This is a genomic window from Paenibacillus sp. FSL W7-1279 (genome assembly GCF_037969845.1).
Classification (GTDB): domain Bacteria; phylum Bacillota; class Bacilli; order Paenibacillales; family Paenibacillaceae; genus Paenibacillus_AQ.
This window is the reverse complement of record NZ_CP150215.1, coordinates 1,902,501-1,929,185: the sequence shown is the minus strand read 5'-3', so window position 1 is coordinate 1,929,185 and position 26,685 is coordinate 1,902,501. Positions and strand designations below refer to the sequence as shown.

Sequence of the window (26,685 nt, the reverse complement as noted above, 5' to 3'; positions counted from 1 at the left end):
CATCAAGCGAATCCTTACAGCCAAGGGATTCTTCTCTGGTCTTGTGGGGATGGAGTACTTGTTCCCGTCATGAAATCTGTTATTGATAAATATAGTATACCCAAAACATTATATTTTTAGATTCTAATGAACTACCACACTAAAGTCAAGAAACTTTGTTGAAATTGCCCGAAAAAAGAAAAAAACCTACAAACCACGTTGTAGGTCCAAAACATATATTATATAAAAAAGGGGGTCATGCTGTTATTATAAACAGGGAATATTAAAGAAACATTGAACAAACATTACAGTTATGTTACAAGCAAGAAAGCGCTTTTAATATTATAACCAAAAAAGGCTGCTCCATCAGCGGAACAGCCCTTTTGCGTTCCCAGGTAAGCTCCCCGGGAATGATGATCTTCCATCTTCTAAAAGGGAAATAACGCGCTGCTAGCTTCTTTGCTAATTAGTCAAATCGCTCCACATAAGCGTTATTCGCCCGCAAATCATGTACGATCTGATCGTAATCCTCGTCCCTTACCTTAACGGACAGCGTATATCTCAGATCATCATAGTCCCGGTCCGTTACGTCTGCTTCGCGCCACGTGTCGCCCAGTGTGTCATCGCCGTGCGGCCGATCTTGCGCTATATCGCGGCTGTCATTGGCGTCACGGGAGCCCACGATGACCCCGGGAGCCCCCACGACTCCGCCGGGTGCTCCCATCGTTGTAGCCCCAGCAGTCGCTCCACCCGTGCCGGAATTACCCCACGGCACCAGCGGCACGAGGATGTTGCCTCCGCCTCGAACCGAATCCTGAAGCTGTCCCACCTCCAGCTGCTCCGTGTTGTACGTTAACAGCCTCGTCCTTGCGCCTTCAGCGTCGTCTTCCGTTCTGAAATAAGCTTGAATTTGTCTAGACATGTCCATTCCTCCTTTTTTTCAACCCAAGTGTTTGAAAGACCGGTATAACATGGACAACCATACAGCATGCAGCTGCTTTCTTCTTACAGTGCCTTTAACAGCTCACGCACAAAGGCCGGCTCGTCTTTCGGCGTCCGGGACGTAATCAAGTTACGATCCACGACGACTTCCTCATCCTTAAAGTTAGCGCCGGCATTCACCATATCATCCTGAAGCGGAGGATAGGAAGTGATCGTGCGTCCCTTCAGCAGGTCGGCACTTGCCAGAATTTGCGGCCCGTGGCATATCGAGGCAATTGGTTTGCCTGCCTTGTCCGCTGCTGCAACAAACTGCAATATATGGGAATCCAGACGCAAATTTTCCGGGGAAGAGCCGCCTGGAATAACCACCGCATCATAATCGTTTATATTGACGTCGGCAATGGCTTTATCCGTTGTATACGATGCCTTGCCTTGTTTACCCTTAACCTCTTGTCCTTGCTTCAACCCAATAATATCAGCTTGATGCCCCGCTTCCTTCACGGCATCATAAGGAGTTTTCATCTCGGAATCTTCGAATTGGTCAGCTAGTAGAAATGCAACTTTACTCATCTGGCATGTCTCCTTTCATGATTGTCCTCGATTTGTTATTACCCTGGAATGTCCTTATTATAACAGCGGAATGGACGGAAGCCCTGCGATCTGCACCATTCAGGTACATGGTCATGATAGGGGGGGCTGTGGGACTCACAACTTATGAAGAAGAGCCTGAGAATATTCTCAGGCTCTTTCATGAAGTCACCAGAAGTGACACACGATCCTATTGGGTCCTACGATCTCGGCAGCTGCTTCCGCATATGTCCCTTTATGCTGATGAGCTGTACAGGATCTTCCGAAGCTGCAACCATGCGCTCTGTGCTCGCTGCTTCCCTAATGTCTCCGGACCCGACCATCGTGGGCAAACTGCTCCATATCGAAAATTTGGGAGGTTGGCGCATAGCAAACACGGCTCCTTTTTTTGTGTGAATGCCTCACAAGCATTTGTTCACTCAGGATGCCCCATCTCTCCAATATGATGCATGCTGCCCGTCTTTTTAGCCGCTTATGATCTGCTGTCAATGATCAGGGTTACCGGTCCCCAATTCGTTAGCGACACGTCCATCATTGCTCCGAACACCCCGGTCTCAACCTGCAACCCCTTCGCTATGAGCTCGCGGTTAAACGCTTCATACAATGCATTCGCTTCATCCGGTTTGGCGGCGGCCATGAAATTCGGGCGTTTTCCCTTGCGGGTGTCACCATAAAGTGTAAACTGGGATACCGACAGAATGGCTCCGCCCACGTCCTGGACGCTAAAATTCATTTTTCCATCCTCGTCCTCAAAAATGCGCAGCCCCGCAACCTTCTCGGCAAGGTATTTGGCATCCTTCTCTTCATCCTCGTGCGTCACACCGACCAGCACCATCAATCCCGCTTCAATCTGGCCAACGATTTCATTGTCAACCGTGACTTGCGCATGCTTACATCTTTGAATAACCACTCTCATTGTGTTTAGCTCCTTTTTTTCCATAAGAAAAATGTCTTTCGATGTACTCTCTAAGAAGACAGACCGCGTTTATCGGTAGTTTTTCTTGCGATATCAGGCAGACAGATCCTCCGAAGTTTATACGCTGATATCTTAAGAAAAATGTCTATCGATGTACTCTCTAAGAAGACAGACCGCGTTTATCGGTAGTTTTTCTTGCGATATCAGGCAGACAGATCCTCCGAAGTTTATACTCTGATATCTTAAGAAAAATGTCTATCGATGTGCTCTCTAAGAAGACTGGCCGCGTTTATCGGTAGTTTTTCTTGCGATATCAGGCAGCAGATCCTCCGAAGTCTATACACTGACATCTTAAAAATAAAACGGCCTGTCTCCCGCAGGATAACAGACCGCATTCGTATAATCATCCGAGACTGTACATGTCCATGAAACCCCGGAGTCCGTTAACCACGCTACCGTGCCATCACTTGCGTCACTGCATGATTCGATGAACGGTATATACATCCTTCACCCGCTTGATTCGCTCCACAACGGAATGAAGGTGATCCGTATTGCGGATCAAAATCGTCATGTGAATCATCGCCATTTTGTTCTTGTCAGATCGGCCGGTCACAGCGGAAATATTCGTTTTGCTCTCTGAAACGGCCTGAAGAACTTCATTTAACAGTCCGTTGCGATCATGGCCCGTCACTTCGATATCGACGCTGTAGTTAGCCTCAACCGCCGTTTCCCATTCCACCTCGATGACGCGCGCGGCATCCTCGCCTTCACCCATGGACGGCAGATTGGCACAATCCGAACGATGGACCGATACACCGCGTCCGCGGGTAACGTAACCGACAATATCATCGCCGGGTACGGGATTGCAGCATCTCGCGAAGCGCACCAGCAGATTATCAATCCCCTTCACGCGCACGCCGTTAGTCGGACGGCTACGTTTCTCCGCCGGCTTGATTTCCTTCATCTCGGAGGTCAATTCAAGCTGATTCGCTTCCTCCTGCTCCTTACGGAGCTTCTCGGTCACTTTGGTACAGATTTGAGCGGCGGTGATCCCGCCAAAGCCAACCGCCGATAACATATCCTCGATATCATTAAAGGCGAATTTCTTGGCCGCCTCCATTAATTTATCATCGGTCGTCCATTCGGACACCTCAAGACCGAGGCGCTTGATTTCGCGCTCCAGCATATCGCGCCCCTTCTCCACATTCTCTTCCCGCTTCTCTTTCTTGAACCACTGCTTGATCTTACTGCGGGCATGGGAGGATTGGGCAATCTTCAACCAGTCCTGGCTCGGACCGTACGAATGTTTCGATGTTAAAATTTCCACGATATCGCCGGTCTTGAGTTGATGATCCAGCGGAACGATTCTGCCGTTGACCTTGGCACCAATCGTTCGATTTCCTACTTCAGTATGAATTCGGTAGGCAAAATCGAGAGGGACGGAGCCTGAAGGCAGCTCGATCACCTCGCCTTTTGGCGTAAACACAAAAACCAAATCGGAGAAAAAGTCCATCTTCAGAGATTCTACAAATTCCGAGGCATCCTTCGTCTCATGCTGCAGTTCCAATATTTCACGGAAGAACGTCATCTTATTATCGAAGCTGCCTCCGTTGCCTGCGGAACCTTCTTTATAGGACCAGTGAGCCGCGATACCGTACTCTGCCGTACGATGCATCTCCCAGGTCCGGATCTGAACCTCTGTCGGTTCCCCATTCGGTCCGACCACCGTCGTATGAAGGGATTGATACATATTCGTTTTTGGCATGGCGATATAATCTTTGAAACGGCCAGGCATCGGCTTCCACAATGTGTGGATGATGCCAAGCGTAGCATAACAATCCTTGATATTGTCCACAATAATGCGGATTGCAAGAAGATCATAAATTTCGTTGAATTGCTTGTTCTTCACCGTCATTTTCTTAAACACGCTGTAGATATGCTTCGGCCTGCCCGATAAGTCGGCTTGTATGCCCATCTCGTCGAGCTTCTCACGGATACAGACTATGACATTGTCGATATACTGCTCACGTTCAGCCCGCTTCTTGTGCATTAAATTCGCAATGCGGTAATACTGCTGCGGATTCAAGTAACGAAGCGCGATATCCTCCATCTCCCACTTGATCGCGGAAATACCTAGACGATGAGCGATCGGACAAAAGATCTCTAGCGTTTCATAGGAAATACGGCGCTGGCTTTCCTCGGACTGATACTTAAGCGTGCGCATATTGTGAAGCCGATCCGCCAGCTTGATCACGATCACCCGGATGTCCCGGGCCATCGCGATAAACATTTTACGATAATTTTCGTTCTGCTGTTCTTCTTTGGATCGGAATTGGATACGTTCCAGTTTCGTTAAACCATCCACCAGCAGTGCGCAGGTATCCCCGAAGCGCTCACGGATCTGCTCGAGCGATACAGTTGTATCCTCAACGACATCATGAAGCAACGCAGCAATAATAGACAACGTGTCCATCTGCATATTCACCACGATGTCTGCAACCGCAAGCGGATGAAGAATATAAGGTTCTCCCGATTTCCGCACTTGTCCGTGGTGGGCTTGCTCCGCAAATTCATAAGCTTCCTGGATGCGGAGAAGATCGGGTTCTTTTATATAGGCGCTGGCCTTTTCGAGTAATCGCTCTATGCCCATTTTGGAGTCCTTCTCTTCCCTTTCTATATAAAATGGAACCCGCCCTTGTCAAAACGTGCAGGTTCCCTCGTGATTGTTTTCCTATCATTATGACGCTTGTGACGTTATACGTCAACATGTCGAGCGTTCAGACACTTATAGTATGCCCGTTTCCGGCTCGGAGACATCAAAACTTGACATGAAATGAATATTTTGACGAACTGTAAAAATTAATGTTGAAAAAACGAACGATTGTATTTAATCTATTAAAGATCGTACGCGAACGGTCCTATATTTAAAGTCCTAAGAGGAGTGAAATGGTTTGCAACGAGAAATTCAAGTAGATGAGAAACTTCCGTTTGGCCCAGGCTTTCTTCTGAGCCTGCAGCATTTGTTCGCCATGTTCGGAAGTACGGTGCTTGTACCGAACCTATTCGGCGTGGATCCCGGCATGATCCTGCTGATGAACGGCATCGGCACACTGCTCTACATTTTTTTATGTAAAGGGAAGATCCCGGCCTACCTCGGCTCAAGCTTTGCCTTTATCTCGCCGGTTCTGCTCGTGCTCGCCGACGATCCGGAAGCCAACTATAGCAAGGCACTGGGCGCCTTTATCGTAACAGGGATTATCTTCTCCCTGGTAGCTCTTATCGTTAAATATGCAGGAACCAAATGGATCGACTTTGTATTCCCGCCAGCGGTAATGGGTGCCATTATTGCCATGATCGGGCTTGAGCTTGTACCGGTTGCCGCAGGTATGGCCGGCTTCTTACCAGAAGAGGGACAATCCCTTGATGCTAAAATCATTACGATTTCACTCGTAACACTTGGCGTCACCGTACTCGGATCGATCCTGTTCCGCGGCTTCGCCAAAATCATTCACATCCTGATCGGAATTGTTGTCGGTTATGCTCTCTCCTTCGCGCTAGGCGTGGTAGACACCGAAAAAATCGCGAACGCGAAGTTCCTGTCGGCCCCGGAGCTGACAACCCCGGTTTTCGATAACGGAGCGATCTGGTCCATCATACCGGTAGCAATCGTTGTGATCGTTGAGCACATCGGCCACCTGCTGGTCACCAGCAATATCGTGGGCAAAGACCTCTCCAGAGACCCTGGCCTGCACCGCTCCCTTCTCGGTAACGGTATATCCACCATTCTGTCAGGATTCGTAGGCTCCACACCCAATACCACCTATGGTGAAAATATCGGGGTCATGGCACTCACAAAGGTATACTCGGTATTCGTAATTGCCGGAGCAGCCATTATTGCGATTCTGCTCTCCTTCTCCGGTACGTTCTCCGCCGTTGTAGCGAACATTCCTACACCTGTAATGGGCGGCGTATCTCTGTTGCTGTTCGGGGTTATCGCAGCTTCCGGTCTTCGGATCTTTGTTGAGCAAAGGGTCGATTTCTCCAAAGCAAGCAACATGATCCTGGCTACGCTGGTCCTGGTTACAGGGATTAGCGGCGTAACATTGAAGATTCCTAACACTACCATCGAGCTGAAGGGTATGGCCCTGGCTACCATCGTAGGTGTTCTCATGGCCCTTCTCTTCAAAGTCTTCGAGATTACCGGCCTCTCCAATGAAAAAAATGATGAGCCGCTCGTAGAAAAAACGCCGGATTGAAACGACAACTTGATTGCAAAATAGAAAAATGCCCTGAGCTGATTGCTCAGGGCATTTTATTATTTCCCGGGAAAATCAGGGAGAATGTTGTCGATTACTCGTATTGCATTAATGTAAATACATCGATTCCATCCAGCTTCGAACGGCCATTGAGATCAGCCAGCTCGATCATGAATGCAGCTCCAACAACGTTTCCGCCCAATTGACGAATGAGGTTAACCGAAGTCGCAATCGTGCCGCCTGTTGCAAGAAGATCATCCGCAATCAATACATTTTGACCCTTCTCGATTGCATCGGTATGCATCGCCAAGCGATCTTTACCATATTCGAGGTCATATCCCACTTCGATCGTTTCGTAGGGAAGCTTTCCGCTTTTGCGAATGGGCGCGAATCCTACCCCAAGAGCATAAGCCAGCGGTGCACCTACAACAAATCCACGGGCTTCGGGACCAGCTATCACATCAATTTTGAGATCGGATACCAAGACCTTCAATTCTTCGATGGCTTTGCGATACACCTCACCATTCTTGAGCAGTGTAGTAATATCTTTGAAGCTGATCCCCGCCTGCGGAAAATCGGGAATGACACGAATATAATCTTTAAAATCCAAAATAATCTCCTCCTGTATAGTTGCGGTTAAGATACGCCTTTTGTGCGGGACATCATCCATTGGGTTAATTGTTCCGTACCGGCATGCAGCAGATGCTGCTCCATATCTGCCAAATCGCTTAGTTCACGGAAGTGACGGGAAGCGTCCAGCGGTTTTTTCTCCGGCTTCGGTATAAAGGTAATCTGTCCCTGAACACGCTGGATGAACGCCAATTCCTCAAACACATCCAGTACTTTGAGCAGCATGCGTTCGGACAAGGACGTCTGCTTCTGCAGACGTCCTACAACCTCATTCTCCGACACGGGAGCGGACGTCATTCCGGCAAGTGAAACGTACAGCTTTTTAAACTGTTCGCGGTCCGGAATTTGCAGTCGTTCGCGCAGGTTCCGGGTCGGATGCAGCATGAATATATTAGGAACGGAATGGAAGGCTGACATGAATGCATCCAATTGTTCAGCCGTCTCCGGTACATCCAGTACGAACAAAACGGAAATATCTTCTTGACTGTTCTCAGCAATATCATTATCCGGCATGATGCCAGCATTCCTATCATATACCCAAAGGCACATATCATACAATTGACTTTTTATTTCCGGATGTGAATCTTTTGCGTACACCACTGCGGAACGGACTGCCGGGCAGCGCAGATGCGGCTCCAGCTCCGCTCTCCACCTCTGAATTTCCTGTATCGGCTCCTTGATCCCGCGGTAGTCAAACACCTGTTGATAAGGGGCGCAGATATCCTGAATCATGAGCTGTACTTTACGGCTCCCGTTCCATTCATTCACGGAAAGCTCGCCAAGCACATCCACAACCGATCCCACCGGCAAAATATCGGCTAGATGTCCCCAGCCGAATGAGATTGCATCGATAACCTCCCGCTTTTGCTGCAAACGAAGCTTCAGATGTTTCCCCTCTTTGCCGATTTTGCGGACGTCCTTGATGACAACATCCCGAAAGACAATCTTCGGCACAGCATTGGCCATGCCAAACGGGCCTAATTGTTCAATTTGTTCAATAACAGGCACCGATACCTCCGACAAGCTAGCCTCCAGGTCCGCTTCACAGATTGCAATCAGATGCTCTTCTTCGAGCGCTTCTTCCGCATATCGATGAAGTCCCTGTTCAAATTCCTCCAAACGGTCCCGATGGAGGCTCATGCCCGCTGCGGATGGATGCCCCCCAAAGTGGTCCATGACGTCCTTGCAGGAATGCAGAGCCGCATAAATATCGAATCCCGGAATCGATCGGGCGGAACCTTTACAGTTCCCCGTCTCGGGATCAATCCCGAGAATAACAACAGGCCTGTAGAATCGCTCCAGTATTTTGGAGGCCACGATGCCAACTACGCCAACGTTCCAGCCTTCACCCGCCAACACGATTACAGGAGGAACCTCCTGTCCTCTCCAGCGGTTTTGAACCATGCCCAGCGCTTCCTGGACGATGTTTTCGACCACTTGCTGCCGATCCTTGTTCAGCCCATCCAATTCCCAGGCAAGCCGCTCCGCTTCTTCCCGGTGTTCTGTTGTAAGCAGCGTAACGGCACGGCCTGCATGATCCAGACGGCCACTGGCATTAATCCGTGGTGCCATGGAGAATGCAACATTAACGGCTGTCACTTGCTCCACATGAATTCCCGATACCTCAAGCAAGCAGCGGATGCCTTCATACTTCGTACTCCGCATCGATTCGATCCCGTGCTTCACAAGCACCCGATTCTCCCCCGTGAGCGGCATCAAGTCAGCAATGGTTCCGATAGATACAATCTGAAGCCATTCCTCCGGCGGTTCTCCAACGAGAGCCTGTGCCAGCTTGTAAGCCACGCCTACGCCCGCCAGCCCCTTAAAGGGATAGGGACATGTAGGGATTTTCGGGTTGATCAGCGCATAGGCTTCTGGCAGCACCTCAGGCGGCTCATGATGGTCCGTGACAATTACGTCGATGCCAAGGCTGTTGGCATACGCAATTTGCTCCACTGCGCTAATCCCGGTATCAACGGTAATGACCAGACTGACCCCTTGCTGATGGGCCCAATCCAGCGCGTGATTATGTAAGCCATAACCTTCATTGGATCGGTGAGGTATATAAATATCATAAGATGCGCCCAAGTAACGCATCAGATGAATCATCAATGACGTGCTGGAAACACCGTCTGCATCATAATCGCCGTAAATTAGAATATGCTCCCGATCCTCCAGCGCTTTACGAATACGCGGTACAGCCTCCTGCATCCCTTGCATGAGATAAGGGTCATGCGTCAGCTCAAACGTTCCATATAGAAATCTCCGTCCATCCTCGGCTGAATGTATCCCTCGTGACGCCATGAGCGAAGCCACCATCGGTGGCAACGACAGATCCTGGGCCAGCCTATCGGTGATCGATGACTCTGCCGAGCGTATTCTCCATTCATATTTGGAATACAGCACAGGGACTCACCTTCCTTTTCCTGCCTTTTTCCTGCTGTCTTATACCTGTTAGCTCCAGACGCTACTGCGGCAGTGTCGGCATATCGTTGTCCATCAAGTCAAAGTTCGATTTATACGGATAACCCGGTTCATAGGGTACAACTTGAACTTTGGCATCCGTAACCTGAATAAAACGATGAGTTAACAGCTTCCGGATGCGCTCGGCAATTTCTTGAGCCTCCAACACGGACGTCCGGGGATTCACGGTAACTTTCACTTCAATATTCACATGACGGATCTGCCCGTATTCCTGAACCTTCAGTTCCTCGATCGTGATCACGCCATGTACCCGCTGAATCGTATCCATGAATTCGGCTTCGTGCTCATGCCGCTTCTCTTCCACGAGGGTACCATAAACGGAATGAACGATTAATATATACCCCTTGCGGACCACGAGACAAGCCACAATCAGAGCCGCAACCGAATCCATATAGAGCAGGGGTGTCCAATCGAAGTAGGAGCCGCCCATCGCTAGTGACACGCCGATCAATACCGTTAGCGAAGAGTACAAGGTAAATCGATGATCAGCGGACAGCACCTCGTACCTGGGGTCATTGTTTCTTTTTATCTGCCGGGATTGGTACTGAAACACGGCTTCATTCACCGCGAGTGATATAAAAACTGCAAGCAATGCCGATTCGGTCGGCGGCTCCAGGTCGCCTGATGCCATGGTTTGGATCGCGGATACCGCAATTTGAATACCACCCATGATCAATAAAACGGCAAATAGGATCGAGATCACCGGCTCCGTTGTGCCCGAAACGTTCCGTTTGTCCCGAATTAAGTTTTTATTGCCGAATATACCGAGGCTTGGCAAACGGTCCACCAGTAAAGTTACGGCGTTCGCGGCAGAATGCAGAGCATCTCCGATTAGAGCCTTACTGCCGGATAAGTAACCGGCGATCCCTTTGCACAAGGCCAATGCAAAATCCGCTACAATGCCTGTCCAAAGGACAGTCTCCGTATGATTCAAACGTTCATTGCTCACTTGAGGCCCCCCTCAATGTCACTATTGATCCTGTGCTTATCACGCTGTTAACTTTAGAAAGCCGCGTCGCCAGCGACGCGGCTTTCCACTTGTATAGGATCCTCTGCTATCTAGACTGCTACACCAACAGCGGCTGAATTAAATTTCAATCTTATCTTTGCTTGGCTTAGGCGAATTTGGTTTATTGCTGACATTGCGCCCTTTAAGGAGGAGCCACAACGGACTCGCGATAAAGATCGAAGAGTACGCGCCGAATAACAACCCGATACAAATCGCCAGCGAGAACATCTGAATCGACTCACCGCCAAGCAGAAGTATGAAGAACGCTGCAATAAACACGGACAGTGCCGTATATATCGAACGGCCGAGTGTCTGAGATAAGCTTTTGTTTACCAGATCCTTAAGATCCGAGTACCGCTTGATCTTGGCAAACCTTAGATTTTCCCTGATCCGGTCAAAGATGACGATCGTATCGTTAATTGAGTAACCGATAATCGTCAGAACAGCAATAATGAATGTCAGGTCTACCTCAAGACCGAGGATAGAGAAAATACTGATAACCACGAATGCATCATGCAGAAGGGCTACGATCGCTGCTATCGCAAAGCGCCATTCAAAGCGGATGCTGACATAGATGATAATTCCGATACAGGAGATCAATACGGCATAAATTGCGTTTCGGCCCAGCTCTTTTGCCATCTCGGGGTCCACCGTGTTGACCTCGAAAGTAGCCTTTTCATCCAGCTTCTCAATGCCGGTACGCATTTTCATATCCTGATCCTCGGTCAGCACCTCCCTGAATCGGATATTCACGCGGTCATTACCAGGTGTAATGCTCGCATCTTCACCGATTCCCGCCTCTTCTAACACGGTATCAATCTGCTCCGTAGTCAGCGTTTTGGAGAGGGAAATGTCCACGTTCGAACCGGATTGGAAATCAACGCCGTAGTTAAGACCACGAGTCAAGAGGAATACCAAGCCCAGAATCGTAATTGCAATGGACAGTATATAGAAAAACCTGCTTTTGCCTACGAAATCAAAGTTCTTAAAGCTCACGAATGTCACGCTCCTTTACGCCATAATGGCTCGGTTTGCGGGCCCAACCAATATTCACAAGCAGATTGAGCAAGAAACGGGAGAAATAAACATTCGTGGCAATACTCACGATGATCTCCAGAATCAATACAAGCGCAAAACCTTTGACCGCGCCGGTACCAAATCCGAACATGACAGCGGCAACGAGTATCGTCGTCAAGTTGGAGTCCATAATAGCTCGCAGGGATGACTTACCGCCTGCTTTGACCGCGGATGGAACACTCTTGCCAGTTCTGATCTCTTCCCGAATGCGCTCATAGGTGATGATATTGGCATCAACCGCCATACCAATACCTAATATAAATGCCGCAATACCTGGGAGCGTCAGCGTAAAGTCAGCCCATACGAAAACAAGGATCAGAAGCCATGTATGCAAAATAAGTGCAAAGCTTGCCAGCAAGCCCGGTACGCGATATCTGATAATCATGAACAGCAGGATCGCAACAGAAGCGATCAGACCGGCTTGTAAAGTCTTTGTAAGAGATTGCATGCCAAGCGTAGCCCCTACGCTCTGAGAGTATTTCTCGACCAGTTTCAGCGGCAGGGCGCCGAGATTAATCGTATCCCGGATCTGCTTTGCTTCATCCAGCGAATAATTCCCCGTAATTTGTGCGGTACCGTCCGTTAATACGGCTCGCACCGTCGGAGCTGACAGCAGTTGGTCGTCCATGAAGATAGCCAGCTCTTGACCGAGAAGACGTTCTGTAATTTCAGCAAACTTCCCCTTGTCCTTCACTTTAATATCTATCATAGGCTGATTAAGCTGATCATAGGCAACCGATGCGCCGTTCTCGACGAAATCGTCGCCGCGGAGCTCAATTTTACAGAACTCCTCGCCTTCTTTACAGCCGTCATTGCTTCGGAATGTGAGGTTTGCAGGTTCTTTCATTGTTTTTCGAACTTCAGCCTCATCCGTTACGCCTGCCACCTTTAAGCGGATCCGGTTCGTCCCTTCCGGCGTAACCTCAGGCTCTGATGTTCCCATTGCATCCGCACGCTTTTGCAAACTCTTTGCGGTTTCCTGCAGTGCTTCTTTTGTGACTTGCTGCCCTTCCATCAAAGGCTCCGCTTCATATAGGATTTCGAATCCACCCTTAAGATCCAAACCTAGACGGACGTCTTTCAGCAAGCCCGGAGTTGTAACGGCCATTAATACAGTGATCACGAGTACGGTTCCGACGAAACTGATAATTCTCTTCATGCCGTCCTTTGTTCCCCCTTTTTACTCAATATTCCTATTATAGCGATGTCATAAAACCCAGTCAATTTATCAAAATTTGTCGGGCTTATGAATGAACCCTTATATCCGCAAGGCAAAAGGGACCTCTTCGATTAATCGAAAGAAGATCCCTTATATGCTGATATTGTCATATAGTTCATTAACGCTGTCGCCTTCAAGGACAGAATGTCATTGACCAGTTTATGGAGGGAGGGAACGCCTTCCTTTTCATACTTGCTGCTGACACAGTTCCATATATCGTCGCTAGTCACATACTCGTACCCAATCAAATGCATTTCCTCAACCTTGCTCAAGCATACCATTTCAATGGTGCTCATCAATTCTTCCTCGCTCATTTGCTCGAGTTCCATGCATATGGCCTCCTCACTGACTCCCTGTTGTCCCTAAGTTACATTCGACATGATACATTGCTTTCCTTCTATTCCTACCATGTCCTGAAAAAAAAGTAAAGTCATCAGATGGGACAGGTAGGGCATATCCATAAGAATAGCCATGTCGTGTCATCGTATTCAGTCTTAACCAGGGAGTGGGATGGACAGTGAACAAGCAATCATTTATTAAAGGAACGCTGATTTTACTTGCAGCCGGCATATTAAACCGCCTACTCGGTTTTATTCCCCGGATCGCCCTCCCCCGGATCATCGGACCCGAGGGTGTCGGAATTTACCAACTGGGCTACCCCTTCTTTATCGTGCTCGTGACCATCATTACCGGCGGAATTCCGCTGGCCATTGCCAAAATGGTTGCCGAAGCGGAAGGCGCGGGGAAGCGGGATGCTTCCCAAAAAATTCTGCATGTCAGTCTAATGCTGACGCTTACAGCAGGCACTCTCTTTATGGGACTCAGTCTGCTCCTTGCCCCTTGGGTAACCGGCGTGCTTTTGCCGGACGAGCGTGTATACCAGACCTTTATCAGTATGACGCCCATGATGATCATCATTGCTGTATCGTCAGTCTACCGCGGATATTTCCAGGGCAAGCAGAACATGATTCCCTCCGCAAGCTCTTCCGTGATCGAGACCATTGTCCGCATTATTTGCATGCTGTGGTTTGCACATCTCTTGATGCCCAAAGGCATTGCTTATGGGGCAGCGGGTGCCATGCTCGGAACAGCCGTAGGAGAATTGATTGGCATGATCGCGCTGCTGCTGCAATACTCCGGCGAGGGACGACGAACGAGTAAACTTTTACCCAAGCCCCAAGAAGCAGTATCGGAAAAAAAAGCAGAAGAAGACTCCCCGTCGAATCAAGGCATTCTGAAACGTTTACTCGGTATTGCATTGCCTGTTACAGGGGGCAAGATGGTAGGGTCCTTTTCCTACCTTCTGGAGACGATTCTGACTAATCGCAGCCTGGCCATGGCAGGTATAGCGACGTCCGTAGCCACAGCCCAGTACGGTGCACTGCAAGGGATGATCATCCCGCTCCTGCTGCTGCCCGGTGCACTGACGGTTTCCCTGGCCATCTCTCTGGTGCCTTCACTCTCGGAAGCAGCCGCCCGTAATGACCGGTCTACGATCCATAAACGTATGAATCAATCCCTTCGGCTAGCGCTTGTCTCCGGAGCTCCGTTCGCCATCATTATGTTTGTCCTGGCTGAGCCATTATGCCTGCTCCTGTACAACAACGCGGAGATTAGCGATATGCTCAAAATCATGGCGCCGTTTGCCTTGTTCCTGTATGTGCAGTCCCCGCTTCAAGCTGCCTTGCAAGCACTGGACCGTCCAGGCCGGGCATTACTGAATACGTTATTCGGGGCGATCATCAAAATGAGCCTCATTGTGTATTTGGCATCCAATCCCGCCTTTGGCATAAAAGGAGCCGTCATTGCCATTATCGTAAACAGCATTGCCGTTACATTACTCCACGGTTTCAGCCTATCGAGGCTGATCGGCTTTCGATTCCGTCTGCTGGATTATGTCAAAATCGGGGCGGTTATGATCATTATGGGTGCCTGTGTCCTCTATGGGTACAAACATCTTCCGTTTTCGACCGCGCCATGGCTGCAATTTTGGGCTTCCATCGCAGCTGGTATTCTGGTCTATTTCATCATGATCTTTATGACCAAGCTGGTAACACCGCGAGATTTGGAACGTGTGCCTGTCGTCGGCACCTGGTTCAATAAATTCAGCCGTCGTTAGATCCTGTCTTTACGGTCAATGTAAATCCGGCCTTTATGGTCAATGGAGCATAGAAAAATATCCTTAAAATCCTTAGCACCGAAATTCTGGATCTCGTTCTTTAGCCAGAACCGCGTTTTTTGGATTAATTCAAGGTTCTCGTCCTGCACCTTTCCATCCAATATAAGCGGTATGGGCAGTCCTTCATACGTAATTTTATCGTAAGGAATATCTACGACTGTAGGGTTTTCTTTTTCGAATTGATTTGAAGTGGATGAAGAGTTGGTGGCGCCTGAGGTGTTGGATGAACTTGAAGAGCTATTCGAACTGCTGTCGGAGCTGCTGCCCGTATCTTTCGGAATCACGGTAAGCTGGCCGGATGTTTCGAGTATCGCAAATTCGACGTCCGCGAGGCTGTCAATGTCTTTGCCTCTCAACTGCTGCATCAGATCATCCAAATTATAGCGAAGCCTTGCCATCTCTTTGCGATGGAGTCTGCCCCGGGACACCAACACGCTCGGCTTTCCGTCAGCAAATAGCCGTATATTTCGATTTTTTAAGCCGATATAAGCAAGTCCTACCTGAATGGCAACCAAAACGGCGATAGGAGCAAGTCCCTCCCATATCGGTTTTTTAATATCTTCAAGAACAAAAACGGCGATCTCTGCAATCATGATGGATATGACCAAATCGAAGATGGATAGCTTTCCAATTTCCCGTTTGCCCATGATTCTCATGGTGACAAAGATGACCACATACATCAGAATGGTCCGCAGAATCAGAATAGTCATATGAGACATAATCAATCCCTCCTAGCTTGCCTGACATTCTCATGTACAGCTATTCTGGCCTGCTACTGCTGTTCCCATTCGATTACAACAGATTAATTAATGGAAATCATGTTAAACCGGCAGCAAAATATTCAGTTTGTACTATATGTACAGGCTTGGCCATACAATTTAATGATCAAGATTTGTTAAGGGGGATGATTCATGGAACCGATCCGGCGAGTCTTCACTTTCAGGATCACCAATCCGATTCTTTCAGGACTATTGTATTCTTTTTTCTGGATGTTTCTTGGCGCGTTGGCGTTATCCCTGCTTCTATGGGGCAGCGGGCTGGCCGAAGATGATTTATCGTTCTACACGTTTCTTGTACATGCCGTCTCCGCCTTTATCGGAGGTTGTGTGAGCGGCAAGCGCGCAGGAAACAAAGGTTGGTATTACGGCTGTCTGACAGGGCTGGTATACGGCGTTACACTGCTCGTCATTGGCTTTCTTGCTTTGGATAGCTCCTTGTCTCTCGGAGATTTGACGCTGATTGCTACGGTATTTGCTGGCGGCGCCATCGGGGGGATGTTCGGGGTCAATTTGAAAAAGTAACGCTGGCTCAAATGCCCTCCATTACTTAAGGACTTCTGTTTCCCATTCTTCACGCTCATATAAAACAAAGGCCGGCTCCCATGAGGGAGTCGGCCTTTGTTTTAACGATTACATTCCATATGTATGTGATACGTCATTATGCATCCGCATTCACACTATGGCTTATCGAGTTGCGGTCGAACGTTAACTTCGTTACATCGTTCACTTTCAAGACCACAATGTCGTCGGTAATCTCCACAATCGTGCCGTGAAGACCTCCGATCGTTACCACTTTGTCGCCCTTGGACAAGGCGCTAAGCATGGCGTTTCTGGTCTTCTGTTTCTTCTGCTGTGGACGAATAAGCAGAAAATAAAAGATGACAAACATCAGCACGAACGGCAAAATCAATCCCAAAATGCCCCCGCCGCCTTGGGTCTGTCCTGCTGCGAGATCAAATGAAGTTCCAAACATTTCTTTCCCCCCTTTCACAAACTTATCATGATGGCCATGAGCTTGCTTTAGAACCCTTTTTCATTATCATGTAGGCCGTACTTATCAAAAAACTCATCGCGGAAGTCAAGCAGACGATCTTCCATAATACTCTGACGCACATTACGCATCAAATTAATCAAGAAATGCAGGTTATGATACGTCGTCAATCTTAGTCCAAACGTTTCATCACTCTTGATCAGGTGGCGCAGATAAGCACGCGAGTAGTTACGGCAAGTGTAGCAGTCGCATTCCGGATCCAGCGGTCCGTAATCCCTGGCATATTGAGCATTTCGAACGACAAGACGGCCTTGACTTGTCATCGTTGTCCCGTTGCGAGCGATCCGCGTCGGAAGCACGCAATCGAACATATCCACACCACGAATCGAGCCCTCAATCAACGCATCGGGTGATCCGACTCCCATCAAATAGCGAGGCTTATTGTTCGGCAGCAGGGGCACCGTGTAATCCAGCACTTCATACATAAGCTGCTTCGATTCTCCCACACTAAGTCCACCAATAGCATAACCCGGGAAATCCATGGAAGTCAAATCACGGGCGCTCTGACGGCGCAGATCCTCATGCATGCCTCCCTGAACGATGGCGAATAGGGCTTGGTCTTCCGGTCTGGCATGACTCTTCAGGCAGCGTTCAGCCCAGCGAGAGGTCCGCTCGGTGGATTGTTTAACGTACTCATACTCTGCAGGATAAGGCGGGCATTCATCAAAAGCCATCATAATATCAGATCCGAGCGCGTTCTGAATCTCCATCGCAACTTCCGGGGAGATAAACAGTTTATCTCCGTTCAAGTGGGAACGGAAATGTACGCCTTCTTCCGATATTTTTCTCATTTCTGCCAAGCTGAATACCTGGAAGCCGCCGCTATCGGTCAGGATCGGACGGTCCCAGTTCATGAATTTGTGCAGTCCGCCCGCTTCTTTCACAATATCATGTCCAGGACGCAGGAAGAGGTGATAGGTGTTGCTCAAAATAATATGGGCATCCATGGCTTTTAACTCTTCCGGGCTCATGGTTTTTACGGTTGCCAATGTTCCGACAGGCATGAATGTCGGCGTATCGATCACGCCGTGCGGGGTGTGCACTCTGCCGAGCCTGGCACCTGATTGTTTGCACGTTTTAATATGTTCATAAGTAACAGCTGCTGCCATGGTGATAACCAACCTCCGAATTAATAGATAAACATCGCGTCGCCAAAGCTGAAGAACCGGTATTCCTTCTCAACAGCCTCCTTGTACGCTTTCATAATGTGTTCGCGACCGGCCAGCGCACTAACCAGCATAACCAGCGTGGATTTCGGCAGATGAAAATTCGTGATCAGCGCATCCACGACGGTAAAAGCATAACCGGGATATATGAAAATGCTCGTCCAGCCGCTGCTTTCTCGCAGAGGCTCGCCGTTTCGCTCCGATCCAACCGTCTCCAGCGTTCTGCAGGAAGTGGTTCCTACAGCGATAACCCGGCCGCCGCGCCGCTTCGTCTCATTCAGCAGCTCAGCGGTTTCCTGGGAGAGGGAATAGTACTCTTCATGCATGACATGATCCTCAACCTGATCCACGGACATCGGACGAAATGTCCCCAGTCCGACGTGCAGGGTGATGAAGGCGATGTCCACTCCCTTGGCCTGGATCTGTTCCAGGAGAGCCTCCGTGAAGTGCAGGCCAGCCGTCGGTGCAGCTGCGGATCCCTCATGCTTCGCATATACGGTCTGATAACGATCGCGGTCATCCAGCTTTTCCTTAATATATGGCGGGAGCGGCATTTGCCCCAGTTCATCGAGGATTTCTTGGAAAATCCCCTTATACGAGAAGGATAAGGTGCGGGCACCCATCTCTCCTTCTTCCTCGATGACCGCTTTTAATTTTCCGTCGCCAAAGGAGATGACGTTTCCCTTTTTCAGCTTCTTGCCAGGTTTTACAAGTGCTTCCCACCGGTCTTGCCCCATATTCTTCAGCAGAAGGACCTCTGCCTTCGCACCGGTGTCTTCCTTTGCACCGAATAATCGGGCCGGGATTACCTTGGTATCGTTTAATACAAGCGTATCTCCCGGATTCAGGTAGTCTATGATGTCCGCAAACGTTTGATGGCGTATATCTCCGCTCTGTTTATCCAGCGTGAGGAGCCTGGAGGAACTTCGATCCAGCAGCGGTGTCTGCGCAATTAAATGTTCGGGTAATTCAAAATCATACAAATCCACATTCATGTCGGTCAGTCCTTCGTAATAGTCGTGTTGCGGTAATAGTGTTGGAGTATCTGCTTGTAATCATACCCTTCGTCTGCCATTCCCTTGGCACCCCATTGAGACATGCCCAGGCCATGACCAAAGCCTTTGCCGGTAAATTTAAAGCCGGGAGAGCTTTCAATCACGCGCGCTTTCCCCGTTCCATTCATCACTACGGTGCCGGAACCTTTGACATTTCCGTTGCCGCTCCCTGAGATGACGGACACCGATTGGCCGCTTGAAACCGTTGATACCGCACCATTCGCGCTCAATACAGTATAACTTCCGGTTGATTCAATATCAAACAATGTGCTTGGCAAACCGTTAAAAGCCGAGCGGAACATATCGGGATATTTCACGTCCAGCACTTGACCGTTGGCTTTAACCGCAAGGGCACGTCCAGACGGGCCTCGCTCCGTTACATCCAGCGAAGTAATGGAAGCAGGCAGGCTATTGGAGGTTTTTCCTTTTAGAGAGGCAAGCAATTGATCCGAAGTATAGGGACCGCGAACCCAGTCATAGCTGTTGGATTCCGCCACTTTCTCTAGGACGACAGCCGTTTCGCCCGGATTCATCTTGCCTACAGGCTCAACGTTCGATTGGATCAATGGGAGTGGACGCACGTTCGTATCCTTGGCGGTAACCGTCATATACAGGAGTCCTGCCGATGTTTTGTTTCCGGTTTCCTTCACATTGTCCTCACGTACATAACCTGTAACGCCACTCGGAAGAAGTACATGATACCAAGATTTAAGCGCTGCCTGGGACGAGGAGTCTCCAGGGCTTTCCACCGCGGCAAACAGATCGTTACGGTTACCCCACACCTCGGTGGAATCTGCCGTCATTCCTCCGCTATTGGATGAAAAGACCGTTTCCACAATTTTACCGTCCTTCATGACAACTTCGCCGTCGGTTGCATCCACTGCTTGAATAATGCTCGGATACTCATAGGCGGTCCCGTAATAAGCCTGGCTTAACGTTGTGTCCACGACATGAGCTACTTCGAACTTATTACCTTGGAAGAGCGCATAGCTGCGGGCTGCCACAGCCTGTGCTTTCAGTGCTTCAGTCCCCCAGGTAGACGGCACCTCGGCTCCAACGACGGAATACAGGTACTGCTGGAACGGGAGCTCATTGACAAGATACAATTGACCGTTCTTTTGTCCGATCTCCAAAACGCCTCGATACGAACGATCCGATCGTTCCTTCACATTCGTCCCGGCGCCTGAAGTCCCTTCTAGCCGCAATACGGACTGACCACCCGACAACATATAATGCTGTGTCTCTTGAGGAGTCGCCAGGTTGAGACTTACATCTCGTCTCATAATCAGACCTGCAGCGGATGCATTCTGTTCAACGAGGGAGCCGGATAGTTTAGAAGCTTCCTGTTTGACTGCAGCCAGATCGGCTGTGTTGGCTGCCTCGCCGACCCACACCTCATAAGCGGATGCACCTCCGCTGGGCACCACAACATTAAACGCATCCATGCCGGCATCCGCATACGTCTTACGCACAGACTCGGCTTCAGCCTCCGATCCGTACGATCCTGCTGACAGATGCAGCCCGCCTTTAACCGAAGGCGTTTGACCATTCAGATGAGCAGCCGCCGTCTTTGCCGTTCGCGCAGCCCCGTCCAAGGCCGCTTTCTCTGTTTCGTACATACCTGCATATAGTTTGTAAACATTGCCGTCCGCAAACAGCAACGGTTTGTCATTCGTCGCTTGCAGTTTTTTTGCTGCTTCCGAAGCCGTTTTCCAATCCGTGGTCTCAAGCACCTTGACGCGGTATGTATCCACACTCATTCGGACCTGCTGGTTTGCTGGGATGTTTATCAAAGCCTGCTGTGCACTGGATGCAAGCAGCGATGCCGTCAGAGCCTCAGCGGATTTCAGTGTTACGGCATTGGTTATTGATTTATACTGGCTTCCCAGATCCAGGAACATCGCAACACGAATCGTATCTATTGAAGGAGCGGCCGCATGTACCGCAGGCGCGCTCCATAAGGTTCCGGCAACAGCCAATGACAAGAGTCCTTTGGTGGTCCAACCGAATAATGATTTCGTCCAGTTCCTATCCATTTACGTATTTCCTCCTGTAGCTATTAGGATTTGGTATGAATGTAATGATTCTATAATCTAACGACGATCCTCAGGGAAGGGAATACCTAAATGTTGATAAGCTGTGGGCGTTACAACTCGTCCCCGGGGTGTACGCTGCAAGAAACCGATCTGTAGGAGATACGGTTCATAAACATCTTCAATGGTTTGGCTTTCTTCTCCAATGGTTGCCGCAATGGTATCGAGACCTACTGGTCCCCCGCGGAAGCTTTTGATCATGGCATTCAGCATTTTATGATCGATAAAGTCCAGACCCATCGGGTCGATCTGCAGCATCTTCAACGCTTCCTGAGCGATGCTAGGCGTGATCATGCCATCTCCTCGAACCTGGGCGTAATCACGCACCCTTTTCAAGAGTCGGTTGGCTATGCGTGGCGTCCCGCGCGATCTCAGGGCAATCTCTTCTGCTGCCTCTCCTAATATCTCGATCCCCAAAAGATCGGCATTGCGCGACACAATGTAACTCAACTCGTCGACCGTATAGAATTCCAGACGGCTTACCACGCCAAATCGGTCCCTTAGCGGCGCTGAGAGCAATCCAGCCCGGGTGGTGGCGCCAATTAAGGTGAACGGTGGCAGATCTAGACGAACCGAGCGTGCGCTTGGCCCTTTGCCGATCATAATATCCAGCGCAAAATCCTCCATCGCCGGATACATCACTTCCTCTACCGTCCGGTGCAGGCGATGGATCTCGTCAATAAACAGGACGTCTCCTTCCTGCAGATTGGTGAGAAGCGCAGCCAGATCTCCCGGACGCTCAATGGCCGGACCGGAAGTCGTACGGAGATTAACGCCAAGCTCGTTGGCGATAATATTCGCCAGCGTCGTTTTTCCGAGTCCTGGAGGTCCGTACAACAACACATGGTCAAGCGCTTCGTTACGCATTTTTGCCGCTTCGATATATACCTTGAGATTTTCCTTAACTTGATTCTGTCCTATATATTCAGCCAAATAACGTGGACGAAGACTAAGCTCGACAGCCTGCTCGTCCATCATCAGATTGGCGGAAATAATTCGATCATCCATCTATTAAACTCCTCTCCTGCAGCGATCCTCTAGCCGGCGTATAGCTGCTGCAGTGCCCGTTTCATCAGCACGTCAACGGATTCACCGCTTGCGGCAGAATCCTTAATCTTAAGCCAGACCTTATCCAGCTCGCTATCCGTATAACCAAGAGCCTTCAGTCCTTCACGTGCCTCAGACCACGCCGAGCCGTCAGCTTCCGGTTCAGGCTCCTGAATGGCAAACAGACCGGTCATCATGCTCGCATTTCCGAATCCCTCGAGCTTGTCCTTCAGATCCAGAATCATGCGCTGCGCTGTTTTCTTACCGATTCCCGGAAGCTTGATCAAGAAGGATACATTCTCTTGGTAGATCGCGGAAACCACATGGTCCGGAGATCCCCCGCCCAATATGCCGAGCGCCACACGCGGGCCGATTCCCGAGACTTCGATCAGTTTACGGAACAGCTTCTGTTCCTCCCGCGTCGGAAATCCAAACAGCAGGATGGCATCCTCACGGACATGATGATGGGTAAACACCGTAATAGTTCCTTCGGTTTTGGCAAAAGCATATGGATTCGGGCAGAACACCCGATACCCTACCCCTTGAACATCCAATACAATATATTCACTCTCTAAATGGACAACCTGTCCCCGTAAAAAATCGATCATTTTCGCAATACCTCATTTAACTTGGAATTCAGTGTATAGGAATGAGCGTGGCAGATCGCTACAGCCAGTGCATCCGCCACATCATCAGGTTTGGGAATGCTCTGCAGCTTCAGGAACATCCTGACCATCTCCTGCACCTGTTTTTTCTCGGCCTTTCCATAACCGACAATGGCCTGCTTCACCTGCATCGGCGTATATTCTGCAATCGGGAGCCCGCGCTGGACCGCAGCCAGGATGAGCACTCCTCTGGCCTGTGATACAGACATCGCCGTGGTTACATTCCGGTTAAAAAATAACTTCTCGAAAGCAACGGCCTCAGGCTCATATTTATCAATAAGCTGCCCCATGCCCTCGTACACGTGGTGCAGCCTCTCTTCATCCGGAGTATGGGCTTCCGTCTGGATACAGCCATACTGTACCGGCGTGACTTTACTTCCAACCTTATCTACAAACCCGAAACCTACAATCGCAATCCCGGGGTCGATCCCTAAAATGCGCAAACCAATCTCTCCTCTGATGAAGCGAACATATGTATCGTTCTCTCATTATAACAAAAGATCGACCACTGTTGAGGAAAAACTTTGATCCTTTAAGCACCGGTTACGTATCCTCTGTATTGAGACCGCTAACATACCTGTGCAACGCAAAAAACTGCCCGGGAAATTTCCGGGCAGCAGCATTTTCGGTCACCAAGCGACAAGGCTGGGAGGTTCTATGGGGTCGGGTTCATGACATTTTCAGCCATATCCCGGGCATAGTCGCTAAAGGTTGACAGAACACTGTTATACTCTTCCATATCTTGAATTCGAATACCTTCCTCAAGCTGCTGGATCACATCTCTAGGCAAAGACGACTCCATCGAACCGACATCCAGCTGAAAGAAGGTCCGCATCACTTTCTCTTCCTCCGGTGGTCCATCAAACAAGGTTAAGTTTCCGTTGGAATCAATGCTCATATAGGCTTGCCTCTTACAGGTGGGTGAAAGGTCGGATACGGTTTGCTCCAGCCAGACTTCACCCTTGTTATCCAATCGTCCCTGCCATAAAGGATTTTTATTCATCAGTTCATAAATACCATCCGCCGTAAGCTTTCCCATATCCTGTTCTTCGATGCCACATACATAGGTGATCCGAACATGAACATGCTTCTTTCCCTTCGAGGTATTCAGCTTTTGCATGAATTCCCTCTGATCCTGCCGGCGTTCTTCCAACTTATCATCCTCAATCTGCAAGTAATGCATCGTTTCTACGGCCAGTGGCGTATCGTCGGATGCAGCAGTGAGCAGCTTATTCATCTGATCCTTTATATTCTGGCCGGACCATATCATGATACCTGCGATCAATAGGATCGCACAGGACCAAATCGCGCGTCTCCAGCGTCTCCAGCGTTTTCTGAACAGCTTCTTAAAGAAATGAAAAACACTCAAGGTTATCCCCTTCTATTCAATGTTTTTCATATTGTGACCGGGAAGCTGCCAAATTATTCAGTTCCGCTTTTGCCATCAGCCTCATTTTCAATCCAAAACAAAGAAAGACCGCCTTCAGTTACACTGAAAGCAGTCTTTCGATCGAATCGGGATGACACGATTTGAACATGCGACCCCCTGGTCCCAAACCAGGTGCTCTACCAAGCTGAGCTACATCCCGTTATTTAATGCCGGTGAAGGGACTCGAACCCCCACGGTTTCCCTCACGATTTTGAGTCGCGCGCGTCTGCCAATTCCGCCACACCGGCACAATGTAATTTCATAATGAGTTAAGTAATTGTTTAAAAAATGGCACGCCCTGAGAGATTCGAACTCCCGACCTTTTGATTCGTAGTCAAACGCTCTATCCAGCTGAGCTAAGGGCGCAAAATGGAGCGGACGACGGGAATCGAACCCGCGACCCTCGCCTTGGCAAGGCGATGCTCTACCGCTGAGCCACGTCCGCAATGTAATATGTATTCCGTCTTATGCTCTCTTGGTAAAGATGGTGAGCCATGAAGGACTCGAACCTTCGACACCCTGATTAAAAGTCAGGTGCTCTACCAACTGAGCTAATGGCTCTTATTACTAAGAGTAAATGGCGGAACTACGGGATACTCTCTCTTCGTTCGAGACTGCGAAGTCTATACTAACGAAGATGCTGCTTCGACGAACCCATGATGGATTCTCATCCCTGAAGCTTATAAGAATGGCGGAACTGACGGGATTCGAACCCGCGATCTCCTGCGTGACAGGCAGGCATGTTAGGCCTCTACACCACAGTTCCAAGAGGCATTATCGCTATCGCGATATAAATTGGTTGCGGGGGCAGGATTTGAACCTACGACCTTCGGGTTATGAGCCCGACGAGCTACCGAACTGCTCCACCCCGCGTCATTATAAAGGGTTGCTTGTATGGGGTCCCCGAAAAGTAATCGGAATCACCTACGAAGCATGTGCTTCACTTTTTGAGGATAAATCATGGTGGAGGCTGAGGGGATCGAACCCCCGACCCTCTGCTTGTAAGGCAGATGCTCTCCCAGCTGAGCTAAGCCTCCGTCTGGATTGATCTTAAAAGAAAGTGGTGACCCGTAGGGGATACTCTCACTTCGTTCGAGACTGCGAAGTCAATGCTTACGAAGATATCCTCCGACGAACCGACGGGATTCTCATCCCCTGATGCAATTAAGAAAGTGGTGACCCGTAGGGGATTCGAACCCCTGTTACCTCCGTGAAAGGGAGGTGTCTTAACCCCTTGACCAACGGGCCATATATGAAGTCCTTGCTGGCGGAGAGAGAGGGATTCGAACCCTCGAGACGCTTTTGGCGCCTACACGATTTCCAATCGTGCTCCTTCGGCCAACTCGGACACCTCTCCATAAGTGGCTCCCCGAACAGGACTCGAACCTGTGACAACTCGATTAACAGTCGAGTGCTCTACCAACTGAGCTATCAGGGAATATGTATCCGCTTGGCGACGTCCTACTCTCCCGGGACCCTTCGGTCCAAGTACCATCGGCGCTGGAAGGCTTAACGGTCGTGTTCGGTATGGGTACGCGTGGAACCCTTCCGCTATCGCCACCAAACGTATATTCAGGATCCGGCATCGCCAAATGCCGTGATCATCCTCCTTGCAAGTATAGCTTGTACACTTACAATTCAGTTTTGATCACCTGAAAACTAGATACGAAACGAAATTTGCGTTGATTAGAATCCGTAGCATTACCCGATGTGGTATCGGGGTCCCCGGAAAGTATTCGGCGTTGCTCCAAAGCTTCGCTTCACTTTTTGGGGTCATTTGGATAAGCCCTCGACCGATTAGTATTGGTCAGCTCCATGCATTGCTGCACTTCCACCTCCAACCTATCTACCTCGTCGTCTTCAAGGGGTCTTACTAGTTGGGAAATCTCATCTTGAGGGGGGCTTCACGCTTAGATGCTTTCAGCGCTTATCCCGTCCGTACGTAGCTACCCAGCCATGCTCCTGGCGGAACAACTGGTGCACCAGCGGTACGTCCATCCCGGTCCTCTCGTACTAAGGACAGCTCCTCTCAAATTTCCTACGCCCACGACAGATAGGGACCGAACTGTCTCACGACGTTCTGAACCCAGCTCGCGTACCGCTTTAATGGGCGAACAGCCC

23 protein-coding genes, 11 tRNA genes and 2 rRNA genes (1 of these 36 cut by a window edge) are annotated in these 26,685 nt (G+C 49.5%); 3 read left to right on the top strand and 33 right to left on the bottom strand.

What is annotated here, in order from left to right; genetic code table 11:
• Positions 1 to 445: 445 nt before the first annotated feature.
• The 5 genes from MKY82_RS08255 to MKY82_RS08235 form a co-directional block, all read right to left on the bottom strand.
• Positions 446 to 901, bottom strand: a complete 456-nt coding sequence (locus MKY82_RS08255; protein WP_194541507.1) for a hypothetical protein — start codon at positions 899 to 901, stop codon at positions 446 to 448.
• A gap of 83 nt (positions 902 to 984) precedes the next feature.
• A complete protein-coding gene (locus MKY82_RS08250) occupies positions 985 to 1,491 on the bottom strand; it encodes a type 1 glutamine amidotransferase domain-containing protein (RefSeq protein WP_194541506.1) in 507 nt (168 codons plus the stop codon).
• 218 nt (positions 1,492 to 1,709) lie between these two features.
• Entirely contained in the window at positions 1,710 to 1,877 is a 168-nt protein-coding gene (locus tag MKY82_RS08245; protein WP_194541505.1) for a hypothetical protein, read from the bottom strand.
• Between the two features lie 104 nt (positions 1,878 to 1,981).
• The gene (gene dtd, locus MKY82_RS08240) at positions 1,982 to 2,425 is read right to left on the bottom strand and encodes a D-aminoacyl-tRNA deacylase (protein WP_194541504.1); all 444 of its coding nucleotides are present in this window, start codon (positions 2,423 to 2,425) and stop codon (positions 1,982 to 1,984) included.
• Between the two features lie 472 nt (positions 2,426 to 2,897).
• The gene (locus MKY82_RS08235) at positions 2,898 to 5,075 is read right to left on the bottom strand and encodes a bifunctional (p)ppGpp synthetase/guanosine-3',5'-bis(diphosphate) 3'-pyrophosphohydrolase (protein ID WP_071222760.1); all 2,178 of its coding nucleotides are present in this window, start codon (positions 5,073 to 5,075) and stop codon (positions 2,898 to 2,900) included.
• 301 nt (positions 5,076 to 5,376) lie between these two features.
• On the opposite strand from MKY82_RS08235, the gene uraA reads away from it, so the two are divergent.
• Entirely contained in the window at positions 5,377 to 6,681 is a 1,305-nt protein-coding gene (gene uraA, locus MKY82_RS08230) for a uracil permease (RefSeq protein ID WP_339295880.1), read from the top strand.
• 94 nt (positions 6,682 to 6,775) lie between these two features.
• On the opposite strand, the gene MKY82_RS08225 is transcribed toward uraA, so the two are convergent.
• The 6 genes from MKY82_RS08225 to MKY82_RS08200 form a co-directional block, all read right to left on the bottom strand.
• Positions 6,776 to 7,291, bottom strand: coding sequence for an adenine phosphoribosyltransferase (locus MKY82_RS08225; RefSeq protein ID WP_071222758.1), 516 nt, complete (start codon positions 7,289 to 7,291; stop codon positions 6,776 to 6,778).
• Between the two features lie 26 nt (positions 7,292 to 7,317).
• Positions 7,318 to 9,717: a single-stranded-DNA-specific exonuclease RecJ gene (recJ, locus tag MKY82_RS08220; protein ID WP_194541502.1), complete on the bottom strand. Its 2,400-nt coding sequence runs from the start codon at positions 9,715 to 9,717 to the stop codon at positions 7,318 to 7,320.
• Positions 9,718 to 9,778: 61 nt separating this feature from the next.
• A complete protein-coding gene (locus MKY82_RS08215; RefSeq protein WP_339295879.1) occupies positions 9,779 to 10,744 on the bottom strand; it encodes a cation diffusion facilitator family transporter in 966 nt (321 codons plus the stop codon).
• A gap of 138 nt (positions 10,745 to 10,882) precedes the next feature.
• A complete protein-coding gene (gene secF, locus MKY82_RS08210; RefSeq protein WP_074961950.1) occupies positions 10,883 to 11,800 on the bottom strand; it encodes a protein translocase subunit SecF in 918 nt (305 codons plus the stop codon).
• The gene (gene secD / locus MKY82_RS08205; protein WP_194541500.1) at positions 11,790 to 13,040 is read right to left on the bottom strand and encodes a protein translocase subunit SecD; all 1,251 of its coding nucleotides are present in this window, start codon (positions 13,038 to 13,040) and stop codon (positions 11,790 to 11,792) included. The genes secF and secD overlap by 11 nt, the downstream gene beginning before the upstream one ends.
• A gap of 131 nt (positions 13,041 to 13,171) precedes the next feature.
• Complete coding sequence (locus MKY82_RS08200; protein WP_006208841.1) at positions 13,172 to 13,429, bottom strand: post-transcriptional regulator; 258 nt, start codon at positions 13,427 to 13,429, stop codon at positions 13,172 to 13,174.
• A 188-nt stretch (positions 13,430 to 13,617) separates the two neighbouring features.
• Between MKY82_RS08200 and spoVB the strand changes: the two genes are divergently transcribed.
• Entirely contained in the window at positions 13,618 to 15,219 is a 1,602-nt protein-coding gene (gene spoVB, locus MKY82_RS08195; protein WP_194541499.1) for a stage V sporulation protein B, read from the top strand.
• On the opposite strand, the gene MKY82_RS08190 is transcribed toward spoVB, so the two are convergent.
• On the bottom strand, positions 15,216 to 15,998 hold the full coding sequence (locus tag MKY82_RS08190; RefSeq protein ID WP_220686137.1) for a DUF421 domain-containing protein: 783 nt from the start codon (positions 15,996 to 15,998) through the stop codon (positions 15,216 to 15,218). The genes spoVB and MKY82_RS08190 overlap by 4 nt on opposite strands.
• Before the next feature lie 192 nt (positions 15,999 to 16,190).
• Between MKY82_RS08190 and MKY82_RS08185 the strand changes: the two genes are divergently transcribed.
• Complete coding sequence (locus tag MKY82_RS08185) at positions 16,191 to 16,580, top strand: TIGR04086 family membrane protein (protein ID WP_220686138.1); 390 nt, start codon at positions 16,191 to 16,193, stop codon at positions 16,578 to 16,580.
• 136 nt (positions 16,581 to 16,716) lie between these two features.
• Here the strand turns inward: MKY82_RS08185 and yajC are convergent, their stop codons facing one another.
• The 21 genes from yajC to MKY82_RS08080 all read right to left on the bottom strand — a co-directional run.
• A complete protein-coding gene (yajC, locus tag MKY82_RS08180; RefSeq protein WP_071222752.1) occupies positions 16,717 to 17,031 on the bottom strand; it encodes a preprotein translocase subunit YajC in 315 nt (104 codons plus the stop codon).
• 47 nt (positions 17,032 to 17,078) lie between these two features.
• Complete coding sequence (gene tgt, locus MKY82_RS08175; protein WP_071222751.1) at positions 17,079 to 18,218, bottom strand: tRNA guanosine(34) transglycosylase Tgt; 1,140 nt, start codon at positions 18,216 to 18,218, stop codon at positions 17,079 to 17,081.
• A gap of 20 nt (positions 18,219 to 18,238) precedes the next feature.
• A complete protein-coding gene (queA, locus tag MKY82_RS08170) occupies positions 18,239 to 19,270 on the bottom strand; it encodes a tRNA preQ1(34) S-adenosylmethionine ribosyltransferase-isomerase QueA (protein WP_071222750.1) in 1,032 nt (343 codons plus the stop codon).
• 5 nt (positions 19,271 to 19,275) lie between these two features.
• Positions 19,276 to 21,366 carry a SpoIID/LytB domain-containing protein gene (locus MKY82_RS08165; RefSeq protein ID WP_339295878.1) on the bottom strand — a complete coding sequence of 697 codons (2,091 nt, stop codon included), beginning with the start codon at positions 21,364 to 21,366 and terminating at the stop codon, positions 19,276 to 19,278.
• A 57-nt stretch (positions 21,367 to 21,423) separates the two neighbouring features.
• Entirely contained in the window at positions 21,424 to 22,431 is a 1,008-nt protein-coding gene (gene ruvB / locus MKY82_RS08160) for a Holliday junction branch migration DNA helicase RuvB (RefSeq protein WP_071222748.1), read from the bottom strand.
• 29 nt (positions 22,432 to 22,460) lie between these two features.
• Positions 22,461 to 23,078 (bottom strand): Holliday junction branch migration protein RuvA, encoded by a 618-nt coding sequence (ruvA, locus tag MKY82_RS08155; protein WP_127594677.1) that lies wholly within the window; start codon positions 23,076 to 23,078, stop codon positions 22,461 to 22,463.
• The gene (gene ruvC, locus MKY82_RS08150) at positions 23,075 to 23,578 is read right to left on the bottom strand and encodes a crossover junction endodeoxyribonuclease RuvC (RefSeq protein ID WP_071222746.1); all 504 of its coding nucleotides are present in this window, start codon (positions 23,576 to 23,578) and stop codon (positions 23,075 to 23,077) included. The genes ruvA and ruvC overlap by 4 nt, the downstream gene beginning before the upstream one ends.
• 212 nt (positions 23,579 to 23,790) lie before the next feature.
• On the bottom strand, positions 23,791 to 24,504 hold the full coding sequence (locus MKY82_RS08145) for a BofC C-terminal domain-containing protein (RefSeq protein WP_071222745.1): 714 nt from the start codon (positions 24,502 to 24,504) through the stop codon (positions 23,791 to 23,793).
• A gap of 146 nt (positions 24,505 to 24,650) precedes the next feature.
• A tRNA-Pro gene (locus MKY82_RS08140) sits at positions 24,651 to 24,724 on the bottom strand.
• 8 nt (positions 24,725 to 24,732) lie between these two features.
• Positions 24,733 to 24,812 (bottom strand) — tRNA-Leu (locus MKY82_RS08135).
• A gap of 41 nt (positions 24,813 to 24,853) precedes the next feature.
• A tRNA-Arg gene (locus MKY82_RS08130) sits at positions 24,854 to 24,930 on the bottom strand.
• A 4-nt stretch (positions 24,931 to 24,934) separates the two neighbouring features.
• A tRNA-Gly gene (locus MKY82_RS08125) sits at positions 24,935 to 25,009 on the bottom strand.
• Between the two features lie 40 nt (positions 25,010 to 25,049).
• Positions 25,050 to 25,125 (bottom strand) — tRNA-Lys (locus tag MKY82_RS08120).
• Positions 25,126 to 25,253: 128 nt separating this feature from the next.
• Positions 25,254 to 25,330, bottom strand: a tRNA-Asp gene (locus MKY82_RS08115).
• Between the two features lie 30 nt (positions 25,331 to 25,360).
• A tRNA-Met gene (locus MKY82_RS08110) sits at positions 25,361 to 25,437 on the bottom strand.
• 88 nt (positions 25,438 to 25,525) lie between these two features.
• Positions 25,526 to 25,601 (bottom strand) — tRNA-Val (locus MKY82_RS08105).
• Between the two features lie 136 nt (positions 25,602 to 25,737).
• Positions 25,738 to 25,812 (bottom strand) — tRNA-Glu (locus tag MKY82_RS08100).
• A gap of 17 nt (positions 25,813 to 25,829) precedes the next feature.
• Positions 25,830 to 25,921, bottom strand: a tRNA-Ser gene (locus MKY82_RS08095).
• Between the two features lie 5 nt (positions 25,922 to 25,926).
• A tRNA-Asn gene (locus MKY82_RS08090) sits at positions 25,927 to 26,002 on the bottom strand.
• A gap of 10 nt (positions 26,003 to 26,012) precedes the next feature.
• A 5S ribosomal RNA gene (gene rrf, locus MKY82_RS08085) occupies positions 26,013 to 26,129 on the bottom strand.
• A gap of 212 nt (positions 26,130 to 26,341) precedes the next feature.
• Positions 26,342 to 26,685 (bottom strand): 23S ribosomal RNA (locus MKY82_RS08080); it runs 2,585 nt beyond the window's last position.

What these genes read in the sequence shown, in the direction of transcription:
- MKY82_RS08245 (WP_194541505.1), bottom strand. Translation starts at nt 1,877, where the DNA reads ATGCGCCAACCTCCCAAATTTTCGATATGGAGCAGTTTGCCCACGATG.
- dtd (WP_194541504.1), bottom strand. Translation starts at nt 2,425, where the DNA reads ATGAGAGTGGTTATTCAAAGATGTAAGCATGCGCAAGTCACGGTTGAC.
- MKY82_RS08255 (WP_194541507.1), bottom strand. Translation starts at nt 901, where the DNA reads ATGTCTAGACAAATTCAAGCTTATTTCAGAACGGAAGACGACGCTGAA.
- tgt (WP_071222751.1), bottom strand. Translation starts at nt 18,218, where the DNA reads ATGGCAGCAGCTGTTACTTATGAACATATTAAAACGTGCAAACAATCA.
- MKY82_RS08190 (WP_220686137.1), bottom strand. Translation starts at nt 15,998, where the DNA reads ATGTCTCATATGACTATTCTGATTCTGCGGACCATTCTGATGTATGTG.
- MKY82_RS08185 (WP_220686138.1), top strand. Translation starts at nt 16,191, where the DNA reads ATGGAACCGATCCGGCGAGTCTTCACTTTCAGGATCACCAATCCGATT.
- queA (WP_071222750.1), bottom strand. Translation starts at nt 19,270, where the DNA reads ATGAATGTGGATTTGTATGATTTTGAATTACCCGAACATTTAATTGCG.
- MKY82_RS08165 (WP_339295878.1), bottom strand. Translation starts at nt 21,366, where the DNA reads ATGGATAGGAACTGGACGAAATCATTATTCGGTTGGACCACCAAAGGA.
- ruvB (WP_071222748.1), bottom strand. Translation starts at nt 22,431, where the DNA reads ATGGATGATCGAATTATTTCCGCCAATCTGATGATGGACGAGCAGGCT.
- MKY82_RS08200 (WP_006208841.1), bottom strand. Translation starts at nt 13,429, where the DNA reads ATGGAACTCGAGCAAATGAGCGAGGAAGAATTGATGAGCACCATTGAA.
- ruvA (WP_127594677.1), bottom strand. Translation starts at nt 23,078, where the DNA reads ATGATCGATTTTTTACGGGGACAGGTTGTCCATTTAGAGAGTGAATAT.
- secD (WP_194541500.1), bottom strand. Translation starts at nt 13,040, where the DNA reads ATGAAGAGAATTATCAGTTTCGTCGGAACCGTACTCGTGATCACTGTA.
- MKY82_RS08250 (WP_194541506.1), bottom strand. Translation starts at nt 1,491, where the DNA reads ATGAGTAAAGTTGCATTTCTACTAGCTGACCAATTCGAAGATTCCGAG.
- yajC (WP_071222752.1), bottom strand. Translation starts at nt 17,031, where the DNA reads ATGTTTGGAACTTCATTTGATCTCGCAGCAGGACAGACCCAAGGCGGC.
- MKY82_RS08235 (WP_071222760.1), bottom strand. Translation starts at nt 5,075, where the DNA reads ATGGGCATAGAGCGATTACTCGAAAAGGCCAGCGCCTATATAAAAGAA.